We start from the raw sequence: 25,323 nt of genomic DNA, 5'->3' as shown, positions 1-25,323 counted from the left end.
TCACCGTTATCAAGTATATTTATCGATAAACCATATTGTTATAGTGCATCAAGATGAAAAAAAACATCCCTCTCATCACAGATCCTATGATTTTAAAACAAAAGGTTACCGAATTTTCCGACACAGTTTGCTTTGAACAATTTCAACATTTGACACATTGGCAATATTCGAAGAACTCCGCTTTGGCCATGACTAAAGATTGGAATCATTTTGTTACATTTTGCAAAATAAGATGTGTTACTCCTCTTCCTGGCTCAACAACAGCTGTTAGGCAATTTATCGAAACGGAAGCTCGTGTGAGAAAATACGCGACTATCAGGCGTTACATGGTCACCATTGGTATCATCCATCACCTACTTTCGATGAAAGACCCCACACAATACCGACTCACTCAACTTTCTTTGTTTCGTCTTAAAGGAGAGAAAGGTGATGATGCTAAGCAAGCGACACCGTTAACGAAAAAACATTTATTAGCACTAGATATACAACTTATTCATTCACCTAACAAAAAGGATATCCGCGATCTTGCAATCTATTATGTGATGTTTGAGTGTGCTTGGAAACGAAGTGAGCTTAAAAAACTAAGTACAGGACAAGTCTTAACTGTGGATGGGCAAATGAAGATCATCGTGGGAAATGTCGATTATTATCTTTCTCAATCGGCCTCTCTTGCACTTAAAAAGTGGCTACAATTACTCAATAAAGAGTCGAACATTGTGTTTTGTTCAATCGATCGCCATGGTAATATTTCAAATAGATCTTTAAATGATGCGTCTATTTTCCGTATCTTACGTCATGCAGGGCAACGTTTAGGCATATTTGACTTGAGGTTTTCAGGCCAATCAACCCGTGTTGGTGCGGCTCAAGAACTGGCTAAACAAGGTTATAAAACTCAAGATATTCAGCAATTTGGACGATGGTTAAGCCCTGCAATGCCAGCTCAATACATTGGTAAACTCGACATTGCAGAAAGTGAACAGATGAAATTTAAGGTCATTAAACCTTTTGATTGAGTGACGTTGTCACGCAATTGGCTAGAAATTCATGAAACCTATGCCCATTATGCTCTAACATTTTAGGAAACATTGAAATGGGAGTCATGCCAGGGAAGGTGTTAACTTCATTAAGATAAATGTTTCCCTCTGGGGTTAAAAAGAAATCAATACGTGCAAGGTGCCTAAGCTTCATGTGGGTAAAAACCCTAGCAGCACAATCACTTATCATTTCTAATTGATCTCTGGTTAAATTCTGAGCTTGTACTTCAGTCATCGAATGGCTAGCCGCACTGTATTTTTCTTCATAAGTATAAAATGCGTCTTCTGGTGCGATGATCTCACCCGGCTTAGAAAGATATAAAACACCATCAAGCTGATAAGCGGCAACTTCTAATTCCCTAGGTTTCACTGCTTTTTCAACCAGAACTTGTTCCGAGTAGCTAAAAGCCACATCGATTGCGCTGTTGAGCTGGGAAACCTCGGTGACTTTGTAACAACCAACAGATGAGCCTTGTCTCGCCGCTTTAATAAACACACTTCCCCATTTTTCCAGAGCCTGCTTACACTGCTGATGCGCTTGTGCATTATTTTCTGAAAGAAAAAGATAAGGTGTATTAGGAATACCCAGCGCATCGTACCAAAGCTTAGATGTAATTTTATTAAAACTGTTAGCACTGGCTTCTGGACCACAACCTAAATATGGGATGCCAGCCAGCTCGAGCATCGATTGAAGGTCGCCCGTTTCCCCTGGATAACCATGAATGCAAGGAACCACAAAATCGATATTGACGGCAACACCATTGGTATTCAACGTTGCAGCATTCGTGTCTAAGAAACTCAGATCGCCCTTTTCACTGTACCAACCATCGGGTCGCATTTCGACGCGAATAACTTGAAAACCTTCTGTTTTTTCAAGTTGTGCTTGTAAATAGTTGGCTGACACAAGTGAAACTTCATGTTCTGACGAACCGCCACCACATAATAATAGGATTGTTGTTTGAGTCATTAAAATCTGTCCATGCTGCTGACGAATAAACTATAAAGCATGATAATCAATTCAGTGTGAAGTTACACGGTTTTAGCCAAGGAAAACCTTTTTACTGTTGTAACAGGCTAAGTTATAAGCAATAAAGGGGCATAAGCCCCTTTGATCATTTATTCGCGATAAAATCCAGAATCAGTTCAACTTATTGAGTGTCGGAAATTCCGAATTTTTGATGGTATCAATACTTTTGGCAAAAGGTTTCATTGCTTGAAACTCGGTTGGCAGTGTTTCAATTGCTTCAACAGCATCGGCACGAGTTGCGTAGTCACCATAAAGTACAGTGTACCACTTGGTTCCATTCACTACTTTATAATTTTCCCAAATAGGTTGGCCGTCAGAATTGGGCAGTTTACTGGCAAACTGATCAACTTTATTCTGTGATCCAACAGCAACGACCTGAATGGTGTAGCCAAAACGCGGATTCATTGCCGTCTGTTTAGCTGTCGGTGGAATGAGCGCTACTGCGGCTTTGCTTTGAGGGCTCATCTTAACGACTTTTTTCTCTGTATCGTTAGGAGACATCTTCACCACATTCGTTTCGACATTGCTCTCAGAAATTCCAGTAGCCATGCCTTCTTGAGCGACTACTGGTTGCTGAACCGGAGCAACTTTGTACTCTTCACGATGGCTTTCAGAGGTGACATCGGTAATGTATGTATCAGATGCACAGGCAGCCAGAAGCACTGATAAACCGACAATTGTGATTTTTTTCATGAATTGTTCAACGCCTTAAGTAGAAATTACTATAAATCATGCCGATAGCGACGCTCAGAATCAAGCTCGCTTTGTGATTATATACCTTTGTACTGTGATTTATGGCACAAAGTCGCAGTTGTCTCACGACGTAATGATCACAATCAAACCAATATAGTGAACAAGGATAGCATTTGTTCGCTAAGCTAACGGTAATTCGTGAGTGAAAGGTTCATCAACATGAACAATTTAAATCCATTCCTGAAACCAAAATCGATCGCGGTTGTTGGTGCATCAGTACGCTCGCTTCGTGCTGGCAATATTGTGATGAAGAACCTACTTCAAGGAGGCTTCGATGGTGCGATTATGCCTGTCACGCCTTATTATCCATCCGTCTGTGGCGTATTGGCCTACAAAAGTATCGAATCTCTGCCTATCGTCCCTGATATTGCGATTTTATGCACGCACGCAACACGCAACGTTACCTTATTTAAGCAATTGGCAGATAAAGGCATCAGCTCCGTCATCGTACTTTCATCTGATATGTATACTGAAGATGCTCAAGGAGTCGAAATCCAAGCCCAATGTTCTAGAATTGCAAAATCGGCAGGAATGCGCATTTTGGGCCCCAATAGCTTAGGGCTGATCCTACCTTGGTTAAATTTCAACGCTTCGTTTTCTCCTGTCACAGCCTTAAAAGGTAACATTGCCTTTATTTCACAATCTGCAGCGGTTTGTACCACGATTTTAGATTGGGCAAATGACAAAGAAATCGGATTTTCAGCATTTATTTCTCTTGGTAATGCCAGCGACATCGATTTCTCTGACTTGCTTGATTGCCTGAGCACGGATAGACACACCCAAGCCATTTTGCTTTATGTTGATACGATTAAGGATGCTCGCCGTTTTATGTCGGCAGCGCGTGCCGCGTCACGTAACCGGCGAATCTTAGTATTAAAAGGAGGAAGAACGCTTGCTGGACGTAAAGCGGCGCAAGCACATACTGGTGGAGACAATACACTCGACATTATTTATGACTCCGCAATTCAACGCACGGGTATGTTACGGGTGAGCAATACCCATGAACTCTTTGCCGCTGTTGAGACACTCACTCACTCCGTTCCATTACGAGGTGAACGTCTTGCTATTATTACCAATGGTGGCGGGCCAGCTATTATGGCCGTCGATACCTTGTTAGATCGAGGCGGAAAACTTGCCGATCTTGAAGAGTCTACTTATCAAAAACTAAATCAGTGCCTGCCTAAAAGTTGGTCTCACAGTAATCCGGTCGATATGGTGGGTGATGCGGATCATACTCGCTACGTTAATACACTAAATGTGCTGCTAGATAGTGATAAAACCGATGCCATTCTCATTATGCACAGCCCATCTGCGATTGCGCAGTCTGAACAAACCGCTCAAGCGGTGGTCGATGCCATTAAAGTGCACCCTCGCCATAAACGTTTTAACATCCTAACCAATTGGTCAGGAGAACTTACCGCGCGCCCGGCTAGACAAATATTTACCCAAGCGGGCATCCCAACCTATCGAACGCCAGAAAGTGCAGTGGTGGCATTCATGCACTTAGTCGAGTACCGTCGAAATCAAAAACAACTAATGGAAACGCCGACAACCGCAGAACCCGTCCATGTATCAGAAATACACAGCGCGCAGCAATGGATAGCGGAGCAACTAGGCATACACCCTACCCGTCACCTTGATACACACCAAATAGGTAAGTTATTTAAATATTTTAATTTTAATGTATTACCAACTTGGATAGCTTCTGATGCCAGTGAAGCGGTACATATTGCCGAGCAAATTGGTTACCCAGTCGTGGTGAAATTGCGTTCGCCCGATATTGCGCATAAATCAGATGTGCAAGGAGTGATGCTCAATCTACGCAACCGCCACGAAGTGGCAAGCGCAGCGCAAGCGATATTGGATCGCACGCAGATCTCGTATCCTTCCGCTAATATTCATGGGTTATTGGTTCAGGCAATGGCAAAGCTCGCTGGCGGCGAAGAGCTCAGGATCAAAGTGATTACTGATACAACCTTTGGCCCGGTCATTTTACTGGGACAAGGTGGTTCAGAATGGGATGAATCAATCGATGCCGCCGCCGCACTCCCCCCACTGAATATGACGCTCGCTCGTTATCTGATTGTCAGAGCAATACGCAGCGGGAAAATTCGGCTGCAAAAACTACCAGAGCCAATGAATATTGATGGGTTATCTGAGTTTTTAGTTCGTATCTCGCAGATGATTATTGAATGTCCACAAATAGATGAATTAGATATTCACCCGGTTTTAGCCAATGGCAATCAATTCACCATATTGGATGCCAACTTAGTCCTAAAAGATTACCAAGGCGACGGACAAAGTAGATTAGCTATCCGCCCCTATCCAAGTGAGTTTGAAGAAAATATGATCCTAAAGGACAACTCGGCCATTACCTTACGCCCAATCTTGCCCGAAGATGAGCCGCATCATGCAGAGTTTATCCGTAACGTATCAAAAGAAGATTTGTATAAACGCTTTTTTTCGGATGTCGGCGAGTTTAACCATGAAGCCTTAGCCAATTTTACTCAAATTGACTATGACCGAGAGATGGCTTTTGTCGCAGTGGATCATACCAATGATCAAGAGAGTATTATTGGCGTTTCACGGGCACTCATTAACCCTGAGAATAGCGATGCTGAGTTCGCCATCTTGATCCGTTCTGATTTAAAAGGAAAAGGTTTGGGTAAAATCTTGCTGCAAAAAATCATCGACTATTGTCGCTTGAAAGGAACCTTACAAATTTCCGGCATGACCATGCCAACCAACCGAGGCATGTTGACGCTAGCGCAAAAATTAGGTTTTGAGATTGAAGTGCATTTCGAAGATGGGACGGCAGATATGGTTTTGATCTTAAATAAACCAGAATAAAGCCGTAGCGATCAGATTTGATCACTGTGATCCGCCCAAAATTTTAACTTAGCACCCAGTTTTTCTTGAGGTATTGCACACACCACGACTTTGCTTCGCCCATTTTATTACGCCGCCATGCCATAATGATCTGCATCGATTTTTCTTCAGATCCGCTAATTGCTTTCAGTTTACCTGCGGCGATCAATGGTTCTGCTATCTGTTTCGGTAATGTGCCAATACCTAACCCTTCCACTAACGCGGCACATTTTGCACTGAAATTAGTTACCGTCAGACGCGGTTGTTTTTGCAAAATATTCACGCTCATTGCAGGCTGGTCACGCGCGGTATCGGCAATCGCAATCACTCGATACTTTTGCCTTGCTTCTTCATCAAATGCACCGCTTCGTTTGTGCACGTAATGCGAGCTGGCCGCTACCCAAACCATTGACATAGTTCCTATGGTTTCTGCTTTTACATCTTGTGGTAACGTATCGATACGTGGGCAAATCAGCAAATCGGCTCGATCGGTTGAAAGCGACTCCCAACACCCCGCTAAAATTTCTTCTTGAAGACGGATTCGTGTTTTACTGACATTACCTAACGCTTCAACCATTGGGAAAAAATTATGAATAGGGATAATACCGTCAAATGCGACCGTCAAATCCAGTTCCCAACCATTCGCTAACAAGGTTGCGTCATTCACCAATTTTTCTGTCGCCGATAAAATGGCTCTACCCCGCTCAAGAATGAGCAAGCCGGCTTCAGTAAACGTCGCTTTATGCCCTGAACGGTCAAAAATAGTGATATCTAAATCTTGTTCCAATTTTTGGATCTGATAACTCAGCGATGATGGTGCACGGCTTAGCTCATTTGCCGCCGCAGCAAAGCTGCCTCGTCTATCAATCGCATCTAAAATATGAAGCGCTTCTAAGGTAATTGGACTTTGCAAAATAGACATCCTTTGGTGAAATTGCAGTGAGTATGCAATAACGAGTATGCCTTATTTATCATCGTTGTGGTATCTCTGACGGGATGGAAAATAGACGAGGGGAACTGGTTTGGAACCAAAAATCGTAGAAATAACAAAGCCAGTTTAATACTGGCTTTGAGACACATTCATTTAAAAAGGGGTAGAAAAGTTATCAATGAGTGAGTCTATTTCTTATTTTCTGACATCTCTTTCTTAACCATGACCGCTGCAGCCACGATAAAAACGATGATTAATCCAAGCTCCATGTAAAACCTCGATAAGTGTGTAAAATTAAAGGCTAAAATATAAACAACGCGATTCTAGCAGACTGGAAAAATATAGACAGCTTTTAACGTATTGCTAACGTTTTTAGCGACTCAGTTCAAAAAGAGCGTGAATACAGAAAAATGGTAATTTTCATCACATCCGTAACTCTAGATTGTTATATTCTCTTCCTACTTGAAGCTACAGCGGTGTTTAACAACGCACCGCCGAACTCAAAAACCCACTGTAAACACTTGCGCTAAAGCCGCCACGCGTTGGCAGTCCCTCTTGAATGCATGAATGTGTATATGTGTTTCAGATGCCACAACCCATTTTTATTTCGACCGACCTAATTGACCGTTCTGAACTAACCTAATTGACCGTTCTGAACTAGATGTTACGTGCAATGGCCACTAGCTCGTCTCGGCAAATTTGCAACCAATATTTGAGAGTCTCTTGCAGCATTCTTACCTGATCACCGATGCGGTTGACTTCTTTCAGCTCCTCGTCGGTGAGAGGTCGAGAAGGTAAATTCTCTGATAATGCAGTGAAGTAGTCTACCTGCATTCCACTAGAAGAATGGAAATTCATACCAAAACCGGTAACTGGATTCTCACTAGGATCGAAGTAATAGTTCCACATAGCAAGATCCTCGTTAATGTATTCAATGGTATTTTTACCGTACTTTTCGTTCATAAAGGTATCAATATCAGACAGGCTACCAGTAAGAAACATATTATATTCGTCGCTGGAGATTTCCACAGATGAATCAGTCAGCACACTAGAGAGTAATGCCATACGCATAATTGGAGAGACATCGCCTATGCCATTAGTCCAGTTAGAATACCATTCACTAGCAGTACCCCAATTATCCTGAAATTGCGTTACTAAAGCCCCGGGGCAACCAGAATTATTTTTCATAGAATCAGTAATTGTATAAGCAAAACTGTCCTTGGGTGCGTGGTCATGAATTTTGTTAAAAAGTCCAGGAAGGTCAGCAACAAATTCATTTTGATCATAGTTTTCATGAGAACCATGCATCCCTGAACCACCACACTCCATAAAACGTTGAAGGGCATCTTTTTCATCCGCTGTTAAATTGTAATCGTCAATGTGGATCAATACATCCATAAGCACTAGTTGAAAAGCGTCTTCTAACGCATACCCTGTTAATGGTGATGTTTTTGATATGTCTTCCCACATCGCTTCCATGGAATCTACAAATACACCTAAGCCCATAGCTTGCTGCTGTATCGCTTCAAGTCGAGCACTGCATGCTTCGATACCAGAGGCTAGTTTCAATGCAATAGTATCCTCAGGATTACTACCCACCATAGACTGGACAACTTGTTTTTGATGAGCCGCTACCATAGCTAGTACTTCAGAATCTGCTGATTGCTCATCGACTGATGCAATGGAAGGATCGATTTTTTCAAGGTCTTTCTGGGCTTTCTCAATCGTTGCAAGGTAAGTCTCGACGTTTTGGGGACCCAATTGAGGAGCGTTTCGCTCAATGCCGCTGAGTTGAGCATTAGTTATGTTATTGGTTATCATTCCGAGATTCCTAGACTAGATTTCATTCACTTAACAATATAATCATCAGTAAAAGCAGACAATAGACGACTCATAATCCCAGAAAAATCCTACATAAAATGGCTTTGTTTCTTAAATCATGGAACTAAATTATCAACCTACGATCTGATCAGCTAAGTTCACTTAAATACTTAGACCAATGGCCAAGTTTCGCTACAAAAACTGTTAAACAGAACATCGCTGAAAGCACCAAAACTCGAGAATATACGCTACCCACTTGCTCGTTGCTGAGCATTTGGATGATATCCCGGCGAAGTCTGGTGTAACCAGCACTCAGTATAATTCCAATTGTAGCGAAGTAGATCGAGAATATTGCAGTGAGCAGTTGGGCGTATAGTCTGAGCTGCTCGATATTGAACTTTTTGTCTTCTGCACTAAGTGGTGAGAGCCAGAGCAGGTTGTTTCTGACGTAATCCTCAACGAAAATTAGGGTAGCAACAACCACACTAAATAAGTAGATTAAGACGCTCAAGGCGCAACAAACGCTATACCAAAAGCGACTTCACACTGGTTGAAGCCTTGCTACGGCTGGACTGGAGCCCGCAGCAGATTGTCGGATACCTAAGGGGAAGACGCTATCCAACAATTAGCCATGAGCTCATTTACCAATATGTTTGGAACGACAAAGCAGAAGGAGGAATACTGTGGAAACATCTTCGTCAATCGACCAAAAAGCGGCGTAAGCGGTACAACTCAAAAGACCGTCGAGGACGCCTTGCCAATAAGCGTCATATTTCCGAAAGACTGGCAGAAGCTGAGAATCGCGAAGAGCCGGGCCACTGCGAAATTGATACCGTCATTGGTCGCGGAACCAAGCACTGTATCGTCACTTTAGTCGACAGAATGACTGGCTACACTTTTATTGGGCAAATGGACGATAGAACAAGCGAATCACTCAACGTAAGAATGAGCAAAATTATGACCCGCTCTGACTTACCTTTTAAGACGATAACTGCTGATAACGGCACTAAATTTCACGGTTACGCACAACTTAGAAAAACATCATAACTGTCTGTTTTACTTTGCAAATCCATACCACTCATGGGAACGAGGTGCTAATGAAAACACCAATGGCTTGATACGACAATACTTACCAAAACGAACTTCCATGTCACACGTGACACAGAAGCTGTGTAATGAAATTGCACACAAATTGAATACGCGCCCACGCAAAAGACTTGGGTACCGCACACCAACGGAGTATATTCATGCGCATCTGTAGAAAGTGTCGCACTTCAAACTTGATACTAAGCCACGGGCATCGATGATTTTTCAGATTGCCATCTAAGATAGAGACCTTTAACAAACTGATGATATACCCGTGATCATTGAAGATGCTTGATTTTCCATGAACGTAGGATCATGCTAGGCGCCATGAAAATTACACTTACTCCAAAGCAGAAGTAGCAACTCGAAGAGATGCACGACTCAACTCGTGATGGTCGGGTGCGAGACCGTATTAAAGCGCTTTTACTCGCGTCTGGAGTCAGACGATGATTTCACAAGCTCTTCGTATTCACGAATCGACCGTTGTGCTCGCCATCTTAGTGATTATGTTCTCTCTGAAAAACTTAAACCTGAGAATGGTGGTAGCCAAAGTCGACTTTCTGTGACTCAGACGATGCAGCTCATTGTGCATTTGACTGAGAAAACCTACTTTCATACCCATCAAATCGTTACTTACGTCAAGACGGAGTTCGGTGTAAGCTACACCGTTGAAGGTATGAACAAGTGGTCACATCACCACGGTTTTTCATACAAAAAGCCCAAAGGCGTACCGCGCAAGCTAAAACCTGAAGAGCAGCAACCATTTATCGAGTATTACAGCGAAGTGCTTAAGTTTAACGATGCACCTGTGCTTTTTATGGATGCCGTTCATCCAACTCAATCAACAAAGCTTAGCTATGGTTGGCTCCGTAAGGGGCAGGATAAGCTTATTGAGACAACAGGAAGTCGTACACGATTGAATATAATCGGTGCTCTTGCACTGAAAGACATTGGCGCAACGATCACAGATACTTATGACACGATAGATAGCGAGAGCATCGTTCGTTTCTTTTGGAAGCTCAAAAAGGAACATTACCGATTAGAGCAGAGGGTTCATATCGTACTTGATGGAGCCGCCTACCATCGGTCAGAGCTGGTGAGAAATGCGGCAAAAGTGCTCAATATAGAGATAGAGCTTCATTACTTACCACCATACAGCCCAAACTTAAATCCAATAGAGCGACTTTGGAAAGTAATGAATGAGCATGTGAGGAACAATGTTTATTTTTCCTCCACAGCGGTATTTACCTCTGCAATCAAAAACTTTTTCGATGTAACATTACCAAAAGTTGCAGACTCACTTACGTCCAGAATTACGGATAATTTTCAGATATTGGAACCAGCATCTTCACGTTGAACGGGTATAAACCATTAATTTATAAACCAAAATGCTAACTCAGCAAAGAAACAAAAACTAGAATTTAGCGGTTTGGAAGAAAAGTGACGAGCGTAGCATGCTCGGCGGACGTTTGGATGCTGAAGGTTATTTTGCCGCTGAGTTCACAGCACTAAACAACTCAACGCGAGCAAGAAACAGCAAATATGTGATGATTATTTATTGCTTAAGTGCACTATTAAAGATAGTGTACTTGCTCCAATGCCGATCAGTTAAGACTTTAATCGGCAGATCAGTTGAATGGTCCTACCTTTATGTAAAAATCCGATAGACCTTGTTTATCGGATTTTTTTATGCACGTTTCTCAAGCCCTCGATAACAGCTTAACGCTCTTCGACAAAAGCTTTTACTCCCTAGGTTTACTTCAAGCATGGCGTTCGCACGGCATCAATCGCCATTGGCTTATCCCGATGAAAAAAGGGCTGATTTATGAAGTCGTTCAGTCTTTTGGCCGACAAGATAAACTGATAAAACTGAAGAGTAACCCGTAAACGCGTAAGAAATGGCCAGAGTTAGAAGAAGAGGTTGTAGTACGTTTAATCTCGATAATCAAGGAGGGTAAGCAATACGATGTTCTCACCTCAATGGTTGACTCTATGCTTTATCCCAAATCAGATATAGTCGGTTTATATGGATACCGTTGGGAAATTGAACTGGGATACCGAGAGCAAAAACAATACATGCTTGGTAACCGCCTTACACTGCGAAGCCGACTCCCAGAGCTCGTGAGACAAGAGCTCTGGGGAATACTACTGACATACAACTTAGTCAGATATCAAATGGTACAGATGTGTAATACGTTGAATGGAGACTACTTGCCATACCAACTTAGCTTCAATGGAGCGTTAGCCCACATCATGCGCCTAATAGTGGGGCTTCCCTACTCGTCACCGGGAGCCATACCGAGGCAACTCCAAAACTTCTACGCAATGAGTGGGAGCTTAATACTTGAGCCAAGGCGAGAAAGAGCCTTCCCTAGAGTCGTGAAGAAAAAGCCAAGCCGATACCCTAGAAAATACAATGCCGCTCACCTTAAGTGAACGGCATTAGAGCCATTTATGCTCCTTTTTAGCTTAGAATTTTATACGCCTGCCAGTGGTAATAAATACACCAATACAGACCATGCACTGACCCAAGCAACGACGACAGCAGCATCTAACCAATCTCTAATCCACATTATACTTTCCCCTTTCACATCTTCATGCACCTTCATCGGGTTGAAGATGCGTTAAGACTGAAAGTTAAAAAGCAAAGTCTATGCCAGTAAATTTATGTCAAACCGAGTTACTGATAATGATGTTGGGGTTGAGTTCCTGCGTGGTTAAGTATTTCAGGTTTTTCCGTCAGCAGTTCAATAAACGCATCGGCCATTGACACATTCGAAACAAAACCTTCTCCCTTCATTTTCAGTATCGCATCATATCCCTCTTTGCCTTTCATGGTATAGGCCGAAGAGGTTCCACAATAATAACGATTAAGATCAATTGGTTGCCAACCTTTTTGTTCATCAAATAACAACACATTTGTGATGCGTTGTCCTACAGGCCGATCGGCGGCATAAGTAAACGAGAGATTGTGGGTGTAAGGATAACTGCCAGAACCTGTGCCGTCGACCCCATTGCCCAGCGCATTATTAATCGCCCCTTCAAGCATCTCAACTAAGGTTTCTCCCTGCACTCGGTAGACACCAATAGGAACGGCAAAAGGCAATAAATTTCCGGCAATGTCTGCCACCGAAACTTGTCCGGCGTTGAGCGAGTTTCTGACTCCACCAGCGTTATGTATTGCAAACTGCACGGGGTGCCCTCTTTGCCGCATGGCATAGACGAATGATTGAGCCACCAAAGGAGCCAACTCACTCGGCCCAGTTTCATCAGGAATTCTGACGTGTCTTAAGAAACGATCAGCATGTGCGATAATATTTTGTTGCAGCTGACGTACTCGCGGCATGTATTTATCGATCAATATTCCTTGGACCTGCGGATCTTTCTTACACACCACCACATTAGGGTGTTGGCTTAAAAATTCGCACGCCGCTAAATGGGTGTTATCGGTGCCCGCTTCGCTCATGCTGGCATCAAGAAACAGTCGACGGCCAAGTAACAGTTCATTACGACCTTGAAATTTGTCCACTTTGCCATCGGCTGAAAAGTCGATATAACAATGACCTAAGCTCAAAGAATGATAACCGGATTGGACGACATAAGTGTCGTTAATTCTTAAACCATATTCGTCATCTTTCATCAGCCCTAGTGCACTAAAATCACCTTGTAATCGGTGGCTATGCCCGCCGACGACAACACTAATGCCTTCCACTTGCTGTGCGAGCTCAATGTCCGCTTCATAACCTAAATGGCTAAGTAGAACAACTTTGTTGATCCCTTTAGCGCGTATTTCAGCAACCGTATTTTTTGCCGTTTGGATAGCGTTAATAAATGGAGTATCGAGATCTGGGTTGGCAATATCAGCCATTTTATCGAGTGACAAGCCGAAAATTGCAATCGTTTCATCACCAGCCTGTTTTTCTATCCAGCGAGCGTATTTACCTTGAGGTTGATAACTTATCACTTGCGGGCTACCGGCTATTGGAAAAGGTTTATTCGATCTTTCATTGGAAAGATCCCAATTGCCAGCTAGCAATGGAAATTGAATACGTTTAACAAAATGGGCAACGGGTTCATTACCCATATCCAGTTCGTGATTGCCTAATGCCATCGCATCAAGATTCAATGCGTTGAGCATGTCCGCATTGGCTTTACCTTTAAATAGCGAGAAATAGAGCGTGCCTTGGAAACAATCCCCAGCGTGTAAAAATACAAAGGCTCGCTTCATACGCGCCGCATCTTCTTTCAATTGCTGAACTCGTGTTGCAATTCGAGCAAAGCCGCCAGCGCTTACATACGGTGTTAAAGTCTGCTGTTGGATGTGGAGAGTCAATTGCAGCGATGTCGGTTCAAAATATGAGTGAGTGTCATTAATGTGTGCCAGCATAATTGATGCTGGTCTATTCTTTTTATGCATCATTTATCTTTCTCTTCTTTTTCCACTCTATCCTAGCTGAAGAATCATGACAGAATCGTGACTTTTATGAAACGAGTTTGAAAATATAATTACGCTAAGTCAACCTCATCACGCTTTGTAGCCTTTGTCTCATTCGGCTGCCCCTACATAAACACTTGATATGTGAGCCAGCAGCCTACTTATCTGCATAATTTCCATTATGCTTAAAGAAAAACAGACTCAGCGAGAAGCTAACTTGTTGAGTTATAAAAGGAGTCTGCCTATGCATCTAGAGCGAATTGAAATTTCCGGATTCAGAGGAATCAAACGTTTATCGCTCGCTTTTGATGAACTCACCACATTGATCGGTGAAAATACTTGGGGTAAGTCCTCATTGTTGGACGCCTTATCAGTAGTGCTACCAGCCAACGGTGTACCTTATCAATTTGAAATGCAAGATTTCCACGTCGATTACTCTATCGCTCATCCTCAAACTCAGCATTTACAAATTGTCTTAAGCTTTGTTTCTACAGATAAAAATGAATCTCGATCCGGCCGTTATCGTAAGCTGAGGCCGATTTGGGTTGAAGATGAAACGGGTACGAAACGGATATTCTATCGCATCAGTGCCACTCGTGAGCGATATGATATTACCACTCGCTACCTGTTTTTAGACCTCGAAGGCAATCCACTACCGCTGCATCATTCCGAAAAATTAGCGCAAGAGCTGATGAGCTTACACCCAGTGATCCGTTTGAAAGATTCACGGCGTTTCGAGCGACCTTTCGTCAATGGTAACGGTAAAAATTCTCGCGCCGAAAAACGCATTGATAATACCTGTCGTCGTTTACTGGCCATTCCTGGACATGTCAACAAAGGCGAGATGAGAAGTAGCCTTAACTCAATGAATGTATTAGTTGATCACTATTTTTCATTCAAAAGTCAGACACGTAAAAACCCAAGACAGCAACGTGACAGCTTAGTCTATTCCAGCCCAACCGCCGATAAAAACATAAGCCAATTTGTTGAAGAAACTAAAAATAAGCAAACTCGTTTGCTGTTGATGGGCTTACTCAATGCTTATCTGCAAGCCAAAGGCCCAACAGACCTACGACGTTGCGCTAGGCCGCTGCTGATTATCGAAGATCCCGAAGGTCGATTGCACCCTACTCATCTGGCGCGCGCTTGGAGTTTACTTCAACTATTACCCATGCAGAAAATTCTCACAACGAACAGTGGTGATCTGCTTGGCTCTGTTCCCCTTCATTCGATTCGGCGTTTGGTGCGTACTTCTGACCGTACCATTGCAAATTCGATGATCTCTCGTGGATTGAGTAAGGACGAACTACGACGTATCGGTTTTCATATCCGTTTTCATCGCTCAGGGGTGCTTTTTGCTCGCTGCTGGTTGTTGGTTGAAGGAGAAACTGAGGTGTGGCTGTTTAGTGAGCTGGCTCGCCAGTGTGGCTATAATCTAGCCGCCGAAGGAGTACAAATTGTCGAATTTGCTCAGTCTGGTCTGAAGTCCTTAATTAAAGTGGCGAAAGCGTTTGGCATTGATTGGCATGTCGTGACTGATGGCGATCCCGCTGGCAAAAAATATTCGTCAACGGTACGCGGTATGCTAACAGGTGATCAAGAACGGCATCGCCTGACCGAACTTCCCGATCGAGATATCGAACATTTTCTGTACTCTCATGGCTTTGAACACTTCTTCAAAGATTTGATTAAAATACCTTACGATCATCCAATCCCTGCGAAAAAAGTGGTCACACGTGTGCTGAAAAAACACGCGAAACCTGATTTGGCGCTTGCCATCGTTTCCCATTGTGAACAACAAGGTGTGGACTTTATTCCTGTACTGCTGCGCTGGACACTAAAACGCGTGATTACGATGGCCAATGGTCACACGTAAAGGCACACATGATTATGTGCCTCGTATCATTTCCATTTCGCTATATGTGACTAATCTTATATTGAATGGGTATATCAACAATTTTGATGAATCGATACGGATCAATTGGGGGTAACCTTTACCAATGCAGATTTCACCAGCATTAGTCTTAAACACAAATTAACAAGTTGAGGATTTAGAATGCGTTTCAACAGTTGCGCTGTCGCTCAGCGCTGGCTGGTTAGATCGTTGATGCAACCACATACCACTTGTTTTCATCGCAAAGCCAAAAATGCCACCGAATAGAAGTGATGGAACAACCAGTTGCCAATCACCACCAGCAGCAAAAGTGGCACAAGCGCCAATAAAGGTTCCAGGGATATAACCAAGCCACGCTTTCGACGCTTGAATGCACATTAAAAATGCCACTACCGCAGTGACAACGTAGCCCAAAATATCCAAGCTCACCAAACTGGATGAATGAATAATGACCATTGCCCAAAAAACGCCACTGATATTAGTTATCAAACTTTCTGCAAGACCTTTAATACCTTCGGTTGGAGAGGCAAAGTAACTCGTACATCCTAAAAAGCCAGCCCATGATAGTAAGCCTAACGAAACGGCTATCCAGCCCCAAACACCAGAAAGAATGCCTGTCGTTAGTGAAATTGCAAATAGTGTGCTCATAGCGCCCTCATTTAGCCGCTATCTGCCTGTCATTTAACAAGCCGTTGCTATAGCGACATCAATAAATCAAGTGCCGATATTAAAAGCTTCAACCACAGATGACTAGTGACCTAAGTCATGAAATAAATGCAATGACTGCACTTATTTCATTGAAATGTTGACGCAAACGATAAATCAACACATTTGAAGTGCTTTTTAATCGAGCATGAGCGTTAGATTAGGTGATGAGGGTGTGTGGCATGATGCTAAATGCGAACACTCAACAGCTTCACTTATCACACCCCATATTGAGAAGTAACAAAGTAAATCATAACCAAGATTAACAAGCTTAAAGTACGCTTGGTCGTCCTTTCATCATGCGCAGTCCTTCACGCTTAATGCACTCAACCAACGGGTTTTCAGCCATATCTGCTCGCCAAATAAACGACAACGTTCTTTCCATATTCAGATCAGGCACATTGAGCGCTACCAGTTGGCCATTCTCAATAAAGCGTTCTACATCGAGGTAAGGTAAACAAGTTAAGTACGGACCATTCGCAACCATACTGCGTAGCACAGGAACATGTTCGTACTCTCGCCACACATCTAAATCGGAAATAAGATGGTGAATCGAGCTATCAAAAATATTTCGAGTGCCAGAACCGTGTTCTCTTAACACCCATTTGGCTTGTTCAAGCTGTGCAAGACTCACCGTTTTACATTTGGCAAAAGGATGATGAGCCGAAGCTATCACTGTTAGGTGATCTCGGCACCACACTTCTTGGGAAATACGGTTATCATCGCATCGACCTTCAATGATACCAAGGTCATATTTGTAGTCGAGGATGCCATCGATCACCCCTTTGGTGCTTTTCACACCAAGCTCAATACGCATCTCTGGGAAATCGTTATCAAGAATGCTGATAAGGTCTGGAACGAGGTGCTCGGCAGGGGTCTGGCTGGCCCCCATACTGATTTCACCGCTAAGCAAGTGCTGATCATAAAAGCCCATTTCGATCTGCTGAGCATCTTGTAATAAACGCTTCGCTTTCGGCCTAAGCCACATTCCCCAATGAGTTAATGCCATCTGCTTTCCTTGTCTTTCGAACAAAGGGCGACCTAACATTTTTTCCAATTGTGCTAGCGACATACTGGTCGCGGATTGAGTTAACGCTAATTTATCCGCAGCTTGACTGACGCTGCCACTATCGGCAACAGCATCGAAAACTGCTAATTGTTTGAGTGAATACCGCACTGCTTTTCCTATTTAGCTTTCATCTACTGCGCGCCACACCTTTAATTTCAAGGGAGTTAATATGCGCAAACGGTTTCATTCTACTCTTTCATTTATTCATATCAATTCATTTGATGAGTAATCTAAAAATTATCAATTTTACTACTTCATGACTCGTTCGTTAGTCTGTATGGGAAGCAAGGCATGACGCTTTGTTTGAACTTGGGAGGTAATTATGAAATTGAGCTTTGGGAGCGTGTATGTCAGCAGCCTACTCTGAAAATAAACAGCTGTTCTCACCGATTGAGATGATGGCAGAAGCCGAGAAATTTGCATTAAGCAAAGCCAAGAAAAGTAGCGGTATGACACTGAGCCTTGCCATTATGGCTGGTGCTTTTATCGGCTTAGCATTTTTGTTCTACATCACTGTCACCACAGGCAGTGCTAACGCAGGTTGGGGGCTCAGTCGGTTAGCGGGTGGTTTAGCCTTTAGCATGGGGCTGATTTTAATCGTGATTTGTGGCGGTGAACTGTTCACCAGTTCCGTATTGTCGAGCATTTCTTGGGCCAATAAACAAATCAGCTTTAGCAAAATGTTATCCATTTGGGGCAAGGTTTATATCGGTAACTTCATTGGTGCCATGTTCTTACTGCTTTTGGTTACTGGGGCTGGTCTCTATCAGTTGGATGATGGTCAATGGGGTTTGAATGCGCTGAACATCGCGCAGCACAAACTGCACCATACACCTGTTCAAGCATTTTCTCTTGGGGTGCTATGTAACTTACTGGTTTGTCTTGCTATTTGGTTAACGTTTAGCTCAGCCAATGCAATGACCAAAGCCGCAATGACAATTTTGCCTGTGGCGATGTTCGTCTCTAGCGGCTTTGAGCACTGCGTAGCCAACATGTTTATGGTCCCTTTAGGCATTGTGATTCAAAACTTTGCACCAGAGAGCTTCTGGCAGCAGATCGGTATCAGTGCGACTCATTACGCAGATTTGAACATTCATCAATTTGTGGTGGCAAACCTTATCCCAGTGACTTTGGGCAATATCGTCGGCGGTGCTGTGTTGGTTGGTCTCGCCAACTGGTCTATTTTCCGCCGTCCACAACTTAAAGCCGCAAACATTAGCACTATTACGGAAACAGCAACAATTACGTCAGTGAAGGAAACGAAAATGAATAAAACAATTACAGTTAAAGACATTATGAACACCCAACCTGTAACTCTAGGCGTGGAAATGCCAACCGCAGTAGCGATTGATATGTTGCTGGATAACCAGCTCGATAGTGCTCCTGTGGTTGATGTGGCTGGTCGTTTGGTCGGATTTTTCTCAGCTCACGATGTCATGGTGGATTTATGGTGCCAAGACTACCTCCCTACCGAAGGGCAAAAAGTGGTGGATCTTATGAGCCGCGATGTTATCGCCATCGATGCATCTGACCGTCTGATTGATATCGCCGAATTTTTATGTATTGATAAAGAACAGTTATACCCTACCACTAGCATGGGCATTGCTACTCGTTTTAGCTCACTCTCTTTAGAAGAGCGCGCAAAAAGCATGAAAGTGAACAAACCACAAAATCTCCCCGTCCTTGAAGATGGCAAGTTTGTCGGTATGCTAACTCGTAACCATGTACTGGCAGCACTACGTCCAATTTATGGCGAGCGTCTAAGCGTGGTCAAAGAGCGTACGTTAGAAACGGCTTAACACGTTGTTTTGTTCAAAACGGTTTTTGGTCAGGAAATAAGTCGCTTGGCTAAAAAGCAAAGACCCCGCATTGCGGGGTCTCTTTGATTCATCTATTTCGCTTGTTACTATCCCTGACGCCACCAGCGTCCGACGCATGGGTTTTCAGGATCAAGATATCGATTCAATAACGTTAAGTTGCTGTCGAACAAAATGAGATAAGGTTGAATCTCACTGACACTTAACGCCCCCTTTGTGGCATTGATACACTGCATCAATAAATCCGTAAGACAGCGAACAAAAACCCACTTTGGGTTGTCTGCGATTTTATGGTTGATCGCTAAAATAGCCTCATATGCGATTTGGTAGGGAATGGCTCTCACTTGCGTGAGATCGCGCAAAAATGAGCCCGCCACGACACCTTCAAGGTAGACACGGTAAGTCGTTAGTTGATCGGCCAATAGAAACAGTTCCGCGGCTAAATGCGTATAAGGGTATTTCACCGCTAGGTGATCGTGCAGATCCGGTGAAATAGCCAGCGTGATCCCCATCATTTCACAGCGTTGTTTTAGCACTCGCAGTAACCCTTGTTCATCCATTAGTTGCTGAATTTCAAAAATACGCTGCAAGTGATAGTCGTTAGAAATGAAAGTGACTGGTAGTATTTTTTGCGTGTCAATGTCACCGTTTTTTTGCAGCTCTAACGCGACGTTTTCGATATTTTCCACTGTGCTGGTCGAGTGTTCTTCCAGCAAAATGCGGTTATTCAAAAGTGACACATTGAGCCGAGTAAGCTCCGATTGAAGGTAATGATACATAGCCTTCGCTTCAGAAATCTGTTGCCCTAGCGTGAGCCCACCGCATAAAGCAATGACACTATGATCGATGTCATGACGTTGTAACGCCTTAACAAGGCCATCAACACGGCTACGCCCTTCTAATGTTAATTGCTGATCAACAAGTCGTTTACCTAATACGATATAAAGATGCTCGGCTACCATCGTTATTTTTCTCTCTCCATTCCAGCCACCATAAAACTTGTGTCATAGCAATCGACATCAAGAAAGCAGCAGTATTAAAACGTATGGTTTGGTAACACGTAAATACTCCTACATGTGCATAATGCTTGAGTCAAAAAATAAAATAAACAATCACTTTTTAAACATTACTCAAACGATAGCCACGCATTAGAAATGCTCGTGTATAAAGTAAGGTTTCTGCGATAATTGTTTCAATTTATTTATAACTACCGATGATAAAATCCACAGGAATAAACTCTAAAAATCCACTACATGGAGAGATTAATATGTGGAATAAACTCAATAAATCAATGATGTTCTGCCAAATGATGTTTGGCTTATCATTTTACGGGGTAATGGTTATCCTAACCCGTTTTTTTCTAGAAGATTTGGATTATAACGAAGCTGATACCATGATGGTGGTAGGAGCATTTTCATCCATTGGCCCCCTTTTTGCGATCGCTGGTGGTTTTATTGCCGATAAGTTCCTTGGCGCTTATCGTTCATTAACCATTGCCTACGGCGCTTTTGCTCTTGGTTACACGCTACTGGTGCTGGGTGCCTCAACAACCAACGTCGCGATGGCATTAGCAGGCATCGCTTTAGCGAGCTACGCACGCGGATTAATGTCTCCTTCTTACCCCAGTTTATATAAACGCACTTTTAGCTCCCAAGAACATTTTGAAAACTGTTACCCTGTCAATTATTCGGTAAACAATGTGGGGGCATTACTTGGCCAATATTTATTCCCGATGTTTGTTTTAGTGATCGGTTTTCACGGTAGCTTTATGCTCTCAGCCATTTTGGCAGCGTTCGCCTTTGCCACTTTAATTGTGTTTAACAAATCATTAGTGAATGCTGCAGCTGAGATTGATCAAGCTCCCGTAAGCGTGAAAAACTGGCTCGCCTTTTGTGCAGTATCGTGCGCGATGGTTGGGCTAGTTTTCTTCATGTTTTCTAATATGGACATCGGTCAAAACATCGTTTATGCCATTGGTGCGGCTGCCATTTTTTACTTCATCTTTTTGATGTTTAAAGCGAATCGATCCGATACCTTGAAAATGGGCACTATTCTTATCATGACGGTGCTCACCACCTGTTTCTTTGTCTATTACGGGCAAATGATGACCTCCATGACCATGGTAACCATTAATACGATGCGTGGTGACTTATTTGGATTAATTCCAATCGCTCCTGAAGCATCAATGGCGATGAACCCACTGTGGTGCATTGTTGCTGGGCCAGTCATTGCTATGACTTTCTCTTCACTGGAAAAGCGAGGCATTAATTTTTCAACAGCCACTAAAATTGGCTTTGCATTCATCTTTACCGCCATTGCATTTGGCATTTTAACCATGGCAGTCATGAATATTGGTGCTGATGTTATCATCAGACCAGAAGTCTTTTTGATGATCCACTTCTTCCAAGCTTTTGCGGAAGTCATTGTTGGTAGTTTAGTAGTGGCCTTCATTTTGTCAGTGGCTCCCAAGCACATCGAAAACTTTTCGGTTAGCCTCTTTTCAGTCGCCATCGCCTTAAGCGGCATTGTGGGTGCGGTGTTCTCAACCTCCATTGCATTAGAAAAAGGTCAAGTGATCAGTCAGCATATCGTCCAAAGCGTTTATGGCGACTACTTTAAAATGCTCACGATCTTAGCCGTAGTGATGGTAGCAGTGGCCATCGTCGCTTCATTAGTTGTTCGAAAAATGCTTGAAGCATCAAAAATGAACGAACGGGATGAACTTGCAGAAGTTGCACCTAACGAAGTTTAAACATCAGCAAAATGTGAACATTATTAAGCCTCATACCATTATGCGTATGGGGCTTTTTATCTGTAAAGTTACACATTCCCATCTCTTCAAAGTAAAATAACGTAAATGATAGTTATTATCATTGAATCAATTGAGCACTCAGTTTAAGGTTATACCTACAAAAGACAAAACGGTAATCTAGAGAATAATGAAAAAAGAAACAGAACCTAAACGCTCTTTCTATCCACTCACGGTTGCGGATAGCCAGCAGATTTCGCCTTCCCTGCAACGCATTACGTTACAGGGTGACTCAATTGGGCATTTTACACTTGAAAACGAAGGCGATTATATCAAGCTGTTGTTTAGTGAAGATGGTGGCACTGATTTGTCACGGTTAACCCCTGATCAGCGCCCAATAATGCGCACTTATACCATTCGAAGTTTTGATGCGACCAACAACCGCATTGAAATCGATTTTGTACGGCATGAGGCGGAAGATAAGCAGTGTGGATTTGCAGTCAGATGGGCGATGCATACGGCCATTGGCGATACGATTTCAATCGCTGGCCCAGGTAAAGCTCAAGGGTTGAATCCCAATGGGAAATGGTTTTTCTTAGCCGCTGACATGACCGCGATCCCTGCTCTTGCAGCTCAATTAAAACGCTTACCACGTGATGCAAAAGGTTATGCAGTAATTGAAATTGAGCATGTGGATGACAAACAGGCACTACAGGCTCCGGAGAACATAGAGATCTCTTGGGTAGTGAAAGACAGCAGCACCAATTTGGCGACTTCGGTTATCGAGAAAAATTGGCTGGGTGAGAATGGCTCGGTATGGTGTGCGTGTGAATTTGATACCATGCGCGCGCTAAGAGAGTATTTTCGCAATGAAAAAGAGATAGCCAAAGACTATATTTATATCAGCAGCTACTGGAAACGTGGCGTCAGTGAAGATGGGCATAAACAGCTCAAACAAACGGATGCACAAACTCAGTCATAAACAGCAATAACACAGTAAAAAGGTGACTTAATAGAGGTCGCCTTTTTCATTGAATGCGCTCAATTTTCAACGAACATAGCTTTAACAGACCTAGCTTTAACGGACATAGCCTCAGCGGGCCACGGTTAGCTTGGCTAACGACTCAATGCAAATTGCGTCATGTCGCCAGTATTCGATGCCACAATCGATCAGTTCATCCTGTTGATTATAATTAATGCGCTCAACGACCATCGCCGGAGTGCCTGATGTAGCGCGTAGCGCTTGCGCCATATGACCAAGCAAAGAGCTAGTGGTAATTCGATAACGGACTGTTTGATACTCCACGGCAAAATGGTCGCGATAAATATCCGTCAGTGATTGAGACAAATCGAAAGTCAGCAAGTTGGGAAACAATTCAGGGCGCACGTAATTCGTCACATAGACCACGGGGCGATCTTCTAAATAACGCACATGATCAATTTGGTAAACATCCGAAAATGGCTTCAATCCCAATAATAGCGATGCTTGTTTATTGGCTAATAGCACTTTTGCCATTATCAGTTCCGTTTTTGGTACTCGGTTTTGTGCTAAAGCCATGTTGGTAAAATTCAGAGTTTGGGTTGGGTCGTAACGTATCGGCTCAGGAGAAATAAACCAACCTCGCCGATCTTCTCGGTAGATCTTGCCATCCGCTTCCAACAGAGACAAAGCCTCACGCAGGGTAACGCGTGTGGTATTAAACGACTCTGCAAGTTTTCGTTCAGAAGGTAATTTTTGACGAGGGGCAAGCATGCCAGCATCGATTTGTTCAACAATCACATCTTTAATTTTTACGTACTGCACAACATCCACTCCCAGCCTAAATACGTGCATGCCAAATTCATAACAAACTGATACCGTATTATTTGCATTCTATGTCGAACAAGATTAATGTCATAGCCTGAATCGCAATAACATTGACGTTAATTTTTATACCGCCTAGCTTTTGGGCGGTATTTCTTTTTGGAGTATTAAAAATGTCAAACTTAGCACCTGTCTTAGTTTCAAGCCTTGATATGGACAGAATATCCGCATTACTGGATGGCATGCCTAAACTAACGCCAGAGTTAGAAAAGCTCGAGGCTGAGTTGGATAGAGCCACCATTGTCGCCCCACAAGAGATGCCAAATAATGTGGTGAGCATGAATTCGACCGTACGCTTCAAGTTTATCGACAGTGATGAAGTGATCGAAAAAAATCTTGTGTATCCGCATGAAGTGAAAAGCAGTCAAGATATCTCTGTTTTTGCCCCAGTAGGCAGTGCATTGTTGGGCCTAGCTGTTGGTCAACAGCTCAGTTGGCCAATGCCAGGTGGTAGAGAAAGAGTGATTGAGATTCTTGATGTAGTTTATCAACCTGAGCGTGACGGTGAATTCAACCGCTAACGAATCGATTTGTTGGTGTGGAGGTCGATATCATCACTCCACACCCCAAGCCACACCATTGTAAATAATTATGCGACCAAAATATCTTTAAGCTCGTGCAATGAACGCACATGGTAGTGTGGCTCGATACCCTCAACAGCACTTGCGCCAGTAGAGTTTAGCCAACAGGTCTCAATACCAAAATTCAAGCCACCTAGAATATCGGAATGCGGGTTATCCCCTACCATCAATACACGATTTTTAGCAGGGTTGCCCATTTTGTCTAACGCGTAGGCAAAAATCCCGTGATCGGGTTTCGCTACACCAACCTCTTCTGAAATAATCACGTGGTCAAAGTATTCACTCATCCCCGTTCTTTGCAAACGAATCGCTTGAAGTTCGGTAAAACCATTAGTAATGATGCCAAGTTTCGCTCGACCTGTAAGAGCATCCAATAACTCTTTTGCTCCTGGTAGTGGAGTGCAGATATCTGCCATGGCTTCAAGAAATGCGCTGTTTAATTCCGTGGTCGTCGTCGCGAGCTTTTCTGCCCACTCTACAAAACGAGTATGCTTCAACTGCGCCGCCGTGATATCACCATTTTGGTAATCGACCCACAGTGGTTTATTAACTTCTTGGTACTGCGCAAAATCTTGTTCAGTAAACAACACTCCTTTGCGCTCAAACATCAGCTGCATACCTTTGAAAGCATCAAAATGAAACAAGGTCTCGTCAGCGTCAAATAAAATCCAGTCGTACTTCATGATCTC

Annotated in this window: 17 protein-coding genes and 3 pseudogenes; 10 read left to right on the top strand and 10 right to left on the bottom strand. The window is 43.1% G+C overall.

Features of this window, described 5'->3' with window-relative positions; genetic code table 11:
* Nucleotides 1-53 precede the first annotated feature (53 nt).
* The gene (locus AACT42_RS23350) at nucleotides 54-1,013 is read left to right on the top strand and encodes a tyrosine-type recombinase/integrase (RefSeq protein WP_094133656.1); all 960 of its coding nucleotides are present in this window, start codon (nucleotides 54-56) and stop codon (nucleotides 1,011-1,013) included.
* On the opposite strand, the gene AACT42_RS23345 is transcribed toward AACT42_RS23350, so the two are convergent.
* Complete coding sequence (locus tag AACT42_RS23345) at nucleotides 997-2,001, bottom strand: D-alanine--D-alanine ligase (RefSeq protein ID WP_094133657.1); 1,005 nt, start codon at nucleotides 1,999-2,001, stop codon at nucleotides 997-999. The genes AACT42_RS23350 and AACT42_RS23345 overlap by 17 nt on opposite strands.
* A 171-nt stretch (nucleotides 2,002-2,172) precedes the next feature.
* A complete protein-coding gene (locus tag AACT42_RS23340) occupies nucleotides 2,173-2,754 on the bottom strand; it encodes an SPOR domain-containing protein (RefSeq protein ID WP_094129233.1) in 582 nt (193 codons plus the stop codon).
* Nucleotides 2,755-2,973: 219 nt separating this feature from the next.
* On the opposite strand from AACT42_RS23340, the gene AACT42_RS23335 reads away from it, so the two are divergent.
* Nucleotides 2,974-5,664 carry a bifunctional acetate--CoA ligase family protein/GNAT family N-acetyltransferase gene (locus tag AACT42_RS23335; RefSeq protein ID WP_094133658.1) on the top strand — a complete coding sequence of 897 codons (2,691 nt, stop codon included), beginning with the start codon at nucleotides 2,974-2,976 and terminating at the stop codon, nucleotides 5,662-5,664.
* A 43-nt stretch (nucleotides 5,665-5,707) separates the two neighbouring features.
* On the opposite strand, the gene AACT42_RS23330 is transcribed toward AACT42_RS23335, so the two are convergent.
* Together AACT42_RS23330 and AACT42_RS23325 are read right to left on the bottom strand one after the other, a co-directional pair.
* On the bottom strand, nucleotides 5,708-6,595 hold the full coding sequence (locus AACT42_RS23330) for a LysR family transcriptional regulator (RefSeq protein WP_069212146.1): 888 nt from the start codon (nucleotides 6,593-6,595) through the stop codon (nucleotides 5,708-5,710).
* Between the two features lie 675 nt (nucleotides 6,596-7,270).
* Complete coding sequence (locus AACT42_RS23325; protein ID WP_094133659.1) at nucleotides 7,271-8,434, bottom strand: hypothetical protein; 1,164 nt, start codon at nucleotides 8,432-8,434, stop codon at nucleotides 7,271-7,273.
* 492 nt (nucleotides 8,435-8,926) lie between these two features.
* Between AACT42_RS23325 and AACT42_RS23320 the strand changes: the two are divergent.
* The 3 pseudogenes from AACT42_RS23320 to AACT42_RS23310 form a co-directional block, all read left to right on the top strand.
* Nucleotides 8,927-9,695: pseudogene (locus AACT42_RS23320) on the top strand (IS30 family transposase); the annotation flags it as partial.
* Between the two features lie 197 nt (nucleotides 9,696-9,892).
* A pseudogene (locus AACT42_RS23315) lies at nucleotides 9,893-10,877 on the top strand (IS630 family transposase).
* Between the two features lie 353 nt (nucleotides 10,878-11,230).
* Nucleotides 11,231-11,956: pseudogene (locus AACT42_RS23310) on the top strand (IS4 family transposase); the annotation flags it as partial.
* A 244-nt stretch (nucleotides 11,957-12,200) separates the two neighbouring features.
* On the opposite strand, the gene AACT42_RS23305 reads toward AACT42_RS23310, so the two are convergent.
* The gene (locus AACT42_RS23305) at nucleotides 12,201-13,940 is read right to left on the bottom strand and encodes a bifunctional metallophosphatase/5'-nucleotidase (protein WP_094132217.1); all 1,740 of its coding nucleotides are present in this window, start codon (nucleotides 13,938-13,940) and stop codon (nucleotides 12,201-12,203) included.
* Between the two features lie 259 nt (nucleotides 13,941-14,199).
* Between AACT42_RS23305 and AACT42_RS23300 the strand changes: the two genes are divergently transcribed.
* Nucleotides 14,200-15,831, top strand: a complete 1,632-nt coding sequence (locus AACT42_RS23300) for an ATP-dependent endonuclease (RefSeq protein WP_026028965.1) — start codon at nucleotides 14,200-14,202, stop codon at nucleotides 15,829-15,831.
* 159 nt (nucleotides 15,832-15,990) lie between these two features.
* Here the strand turns inward: AACT42_RS23300 and AACT42_RS23295 are convergent, their stop codons facing one another.
* The gene (locus AACT42_RS23295; protein WP_094132943.1) at nucleotides 15,991-16,497 is read right to left on the bottom strand and encodes a DUF1097 domain-containing protein; all 507 of its coding nucleotides are present in this window, start codon (nucleotides 16,495-16,497) and stop codon (nucleotides 15,991-15,993) included.
* Between the two features lie 328 nt (nucleotides 16,498-16,825).
* A complete protein-coding gene (locus tag AACT42_RS23290) occupies nucleotides 16,826-17,731 on the bottom strand; it encodes a LysR substrate-binding domain-containing protein (protein ID WP_013867825.1) in 906 nt (301 codons plus the stop codon).
* A 239-nt stretch (nucleotides 17,732-17,970) separates the two neighbouring features.
* Between AACT42_RS23290 and focA the strand changes: the two genes are divergently transcribed.
* Nucleotides 17,971-19,422 carry a formate transporter FocA gene (focA, locus tag AACT42_RS23285; protein WP_026028498.1) on the top strand — a complete coding sequence of 484 codons (1,452 nt, stop codon included), beginning with the start codon at nucleotides 17,971-17,973 and terminating at the stop codon, nucleotides 19,420-19,422.
* A 107-nt stretch (nucleotides 19,423-19,529) separates the two neighbouring features.
* On the opposite strand, the gene AACT42_RS23280 is transcribed toward focA, so the two are convergent.
* The gene (locus AACT42_RS23280; protein ID WP_088733388.1) at nucleotides 19,530-20,402 is read right to left on the bottom strand and encodes a YdcF family protein; all 873 of its coding nucleotides are present in this window, start codon (nucleotides 20,400-20,402) and stop codon (nucleotides 19,530-19,532) included.
* Between the two features lie 305 nt (nucleotides 20,403-20,707).
* On the opposite strand from AACT42_RS23280, the gene AACT42_RS23275 reads away from it, so the two are divergent.
* Nucleotides 20,708-22,192, top strand: a complete 1,485-nt coding sequence (locus AACT42_RS23275) for a peptide MFS transporter (RefSeq protein ID WP_040122798.1) — start codon at nucleotides 20,708-20,710, stop codon at nucleotides 22,190-22,192.
* Nucleotides 22,193-22,379: 187 nt separating this feature from the next.
* Nucleotides 22,380-23,171 carry a siderophore-interacting protein gene (locus AACT42_RS23270; protein WP_094132945.1) on the top strand — a complete coding sequence of 264 codons (792 nt, stop codon included), beginning with the start codon at nucleotides 22,380-22,382 and terminating at the stop codon, nucleotides 23,169-23,171.
* 111 nt (nucleotides 23,172-23,282) lie between these two features.
* Here the strand turns inward: AACT42_RS23270 and phnR are convergent, their stop codons facing one another.
* Entirely contained in the window at nucleotides 23,283-23,993 is a 711-nt protein-coding gene (phnR, locus tag AACT42_RS23265; RefSeq protein WP_094132956.1) for a phosphonate utilization transcriptional regulator PhnR, read from the bottom strand.
* Between the two features lie 173 nt (nucleotides 23,994-24,166).
* On the opposite strand from phnR, the gene rnk reads away from it, so the two are divergent.
* The gene (gene rnk / locus AACT42_RS23260; RefSeq protein ID WP_026027712.1) at nucleotides 24,167-24,574 is read left to right on the top strand and encodes a nucleoside diphosphate kinase regulator; all 408 of its coding nucleotides are present in this window, start codon (nucleotides 24,167-24,169) and stop codon (nucleotides 24,572-24,574) included.
* A 68-nt stretch (nucleotides 24,575-24,642) separates the two neighbouring features.
* On the opposite strand, the gene yjjG is transcribed toward rnk, so the two are convergent.
* Nucleotides 24,643-25,317: a pyrimidine 5'-nucleotidase gene (yjjG, locus tag AACT42_RS23255; protein ID WP_064626175.1), complete on the bottom strand. Its 675-nt coding sequence runs from the start codon at nucleotides 25,315-25,317 to the stop codon at nucleotides 24,643-24,645.
* Between the last annotated feature and the right edge of the window lie 6 nt (nucleotides 25,318-25,323).

Source organism: Vibrio sp. V15_P4S5T153 (genome assembly GCF_963874485.1).
Lineage (GTDB): Bacteria > Pseudomonadota > Gammaproteobacteria > Enterobacterales > Vibrionaceae > Vibrio > Vibrio anguillarum.
This window is presented reverse-complemented; position numbering and strand designations above follow the sequence as displayed.

Bases quoted from the DNA above. Each gene is read 5' to 3' on its own strand.
- AACT42_RS23345 (WP_094133657.1), bottom strand. From the start codon at position 2,001: ATGACTCAAACAACAATCCTATTATTATGTGGTGGCGGTTCGTCAGAA.
- AACT42_RS23300 (WP_026028965.1), top strand. From the start codon at position 14,200: ATGCATCTAGAGCGAATTGAAATTTCCGGATTCAGAGGAATCAAACGT.
- rnk (WP_026027712.1), top strand. From the start codon at position 24,167: ATGTCAAACTTAGCACCTGTCTTAGTTTCAAGCCTTGATATGGACAGA.
- AACT42_RS23340 (WP_094129233.1), bottom strand. From the start codon at position 2,754: ATGAAAAAAATCACAATTGTCGGTTTATCAGTGCTTCTGGCTGCCTGT.
- yjjG (WP_064626175.1), bottom strand. From the start codon at position 25,317: ATGAAGTACGACTGGATTTTATTTGACGCTGACGAGACCTTGTTTCAT.
- AACT42_RS23335 (WP_094133658.1), top strand. From the start codon at position 2,974: ATGAACAATTTAAATCCATTCCTGAAACCAAAATCGATCGCGGTTGTT.
- focA (WP_026028498.1), top strand. From the start codon at position 17,971: ATGTCAGCAGCCTACTCTGAAAATAAACAGCTGTTCTCACCGATTGAG.
- AACT42_RS23295 (WP_094132943.1), bottom strand. From the start codon at position 16,497: ATGAGCACACTATTTGCAATTTCACTAACGACAGGCATTCTTTCTGGT.
- AACT42_RS23280 (WP_088733388.1), bottom strand. From the start codon at position 20,402: ATGGTAGCCGAGCATCTTTATATCGTATTAGGTAAACGACTTGTTGAT.
- AACT42_RS23325 (WP_094133659.1), bottom strand. From the start codon at position 8,434: ATGATAACCAATAACATAACTAATGCTCAACTCAGCGGCATTGAGCGA.
- AACT42_RS23350 (WP_094133656.1), top strand. From the start codon at position 54: ATGAAAAAAAACATCCCTCTCATCACAGATCCTATGATTTTAAAACAA.
- AACT42_RS23305 (WP_094132217.1), bottom strand. From the start codon at position 13,940: ATGATGCATAAAAAGAATAGACCAGCATCAATTATGCTGGCACACATT.
- AACT42_RS23270 (WP_094132945.1), top strand. From the start codon at position 22,380: ATGAAAAAAGAAACAGAACCTAAACGCTCTTTCTATCCACTCACGGTT.
- AACT42_RS23275 (WP_040122798.1), top strand. From the start codon at position 20,708: ATGTGGAATAAACTCAATAAATCAATGATGTTCTGCCAAATGATGTTT.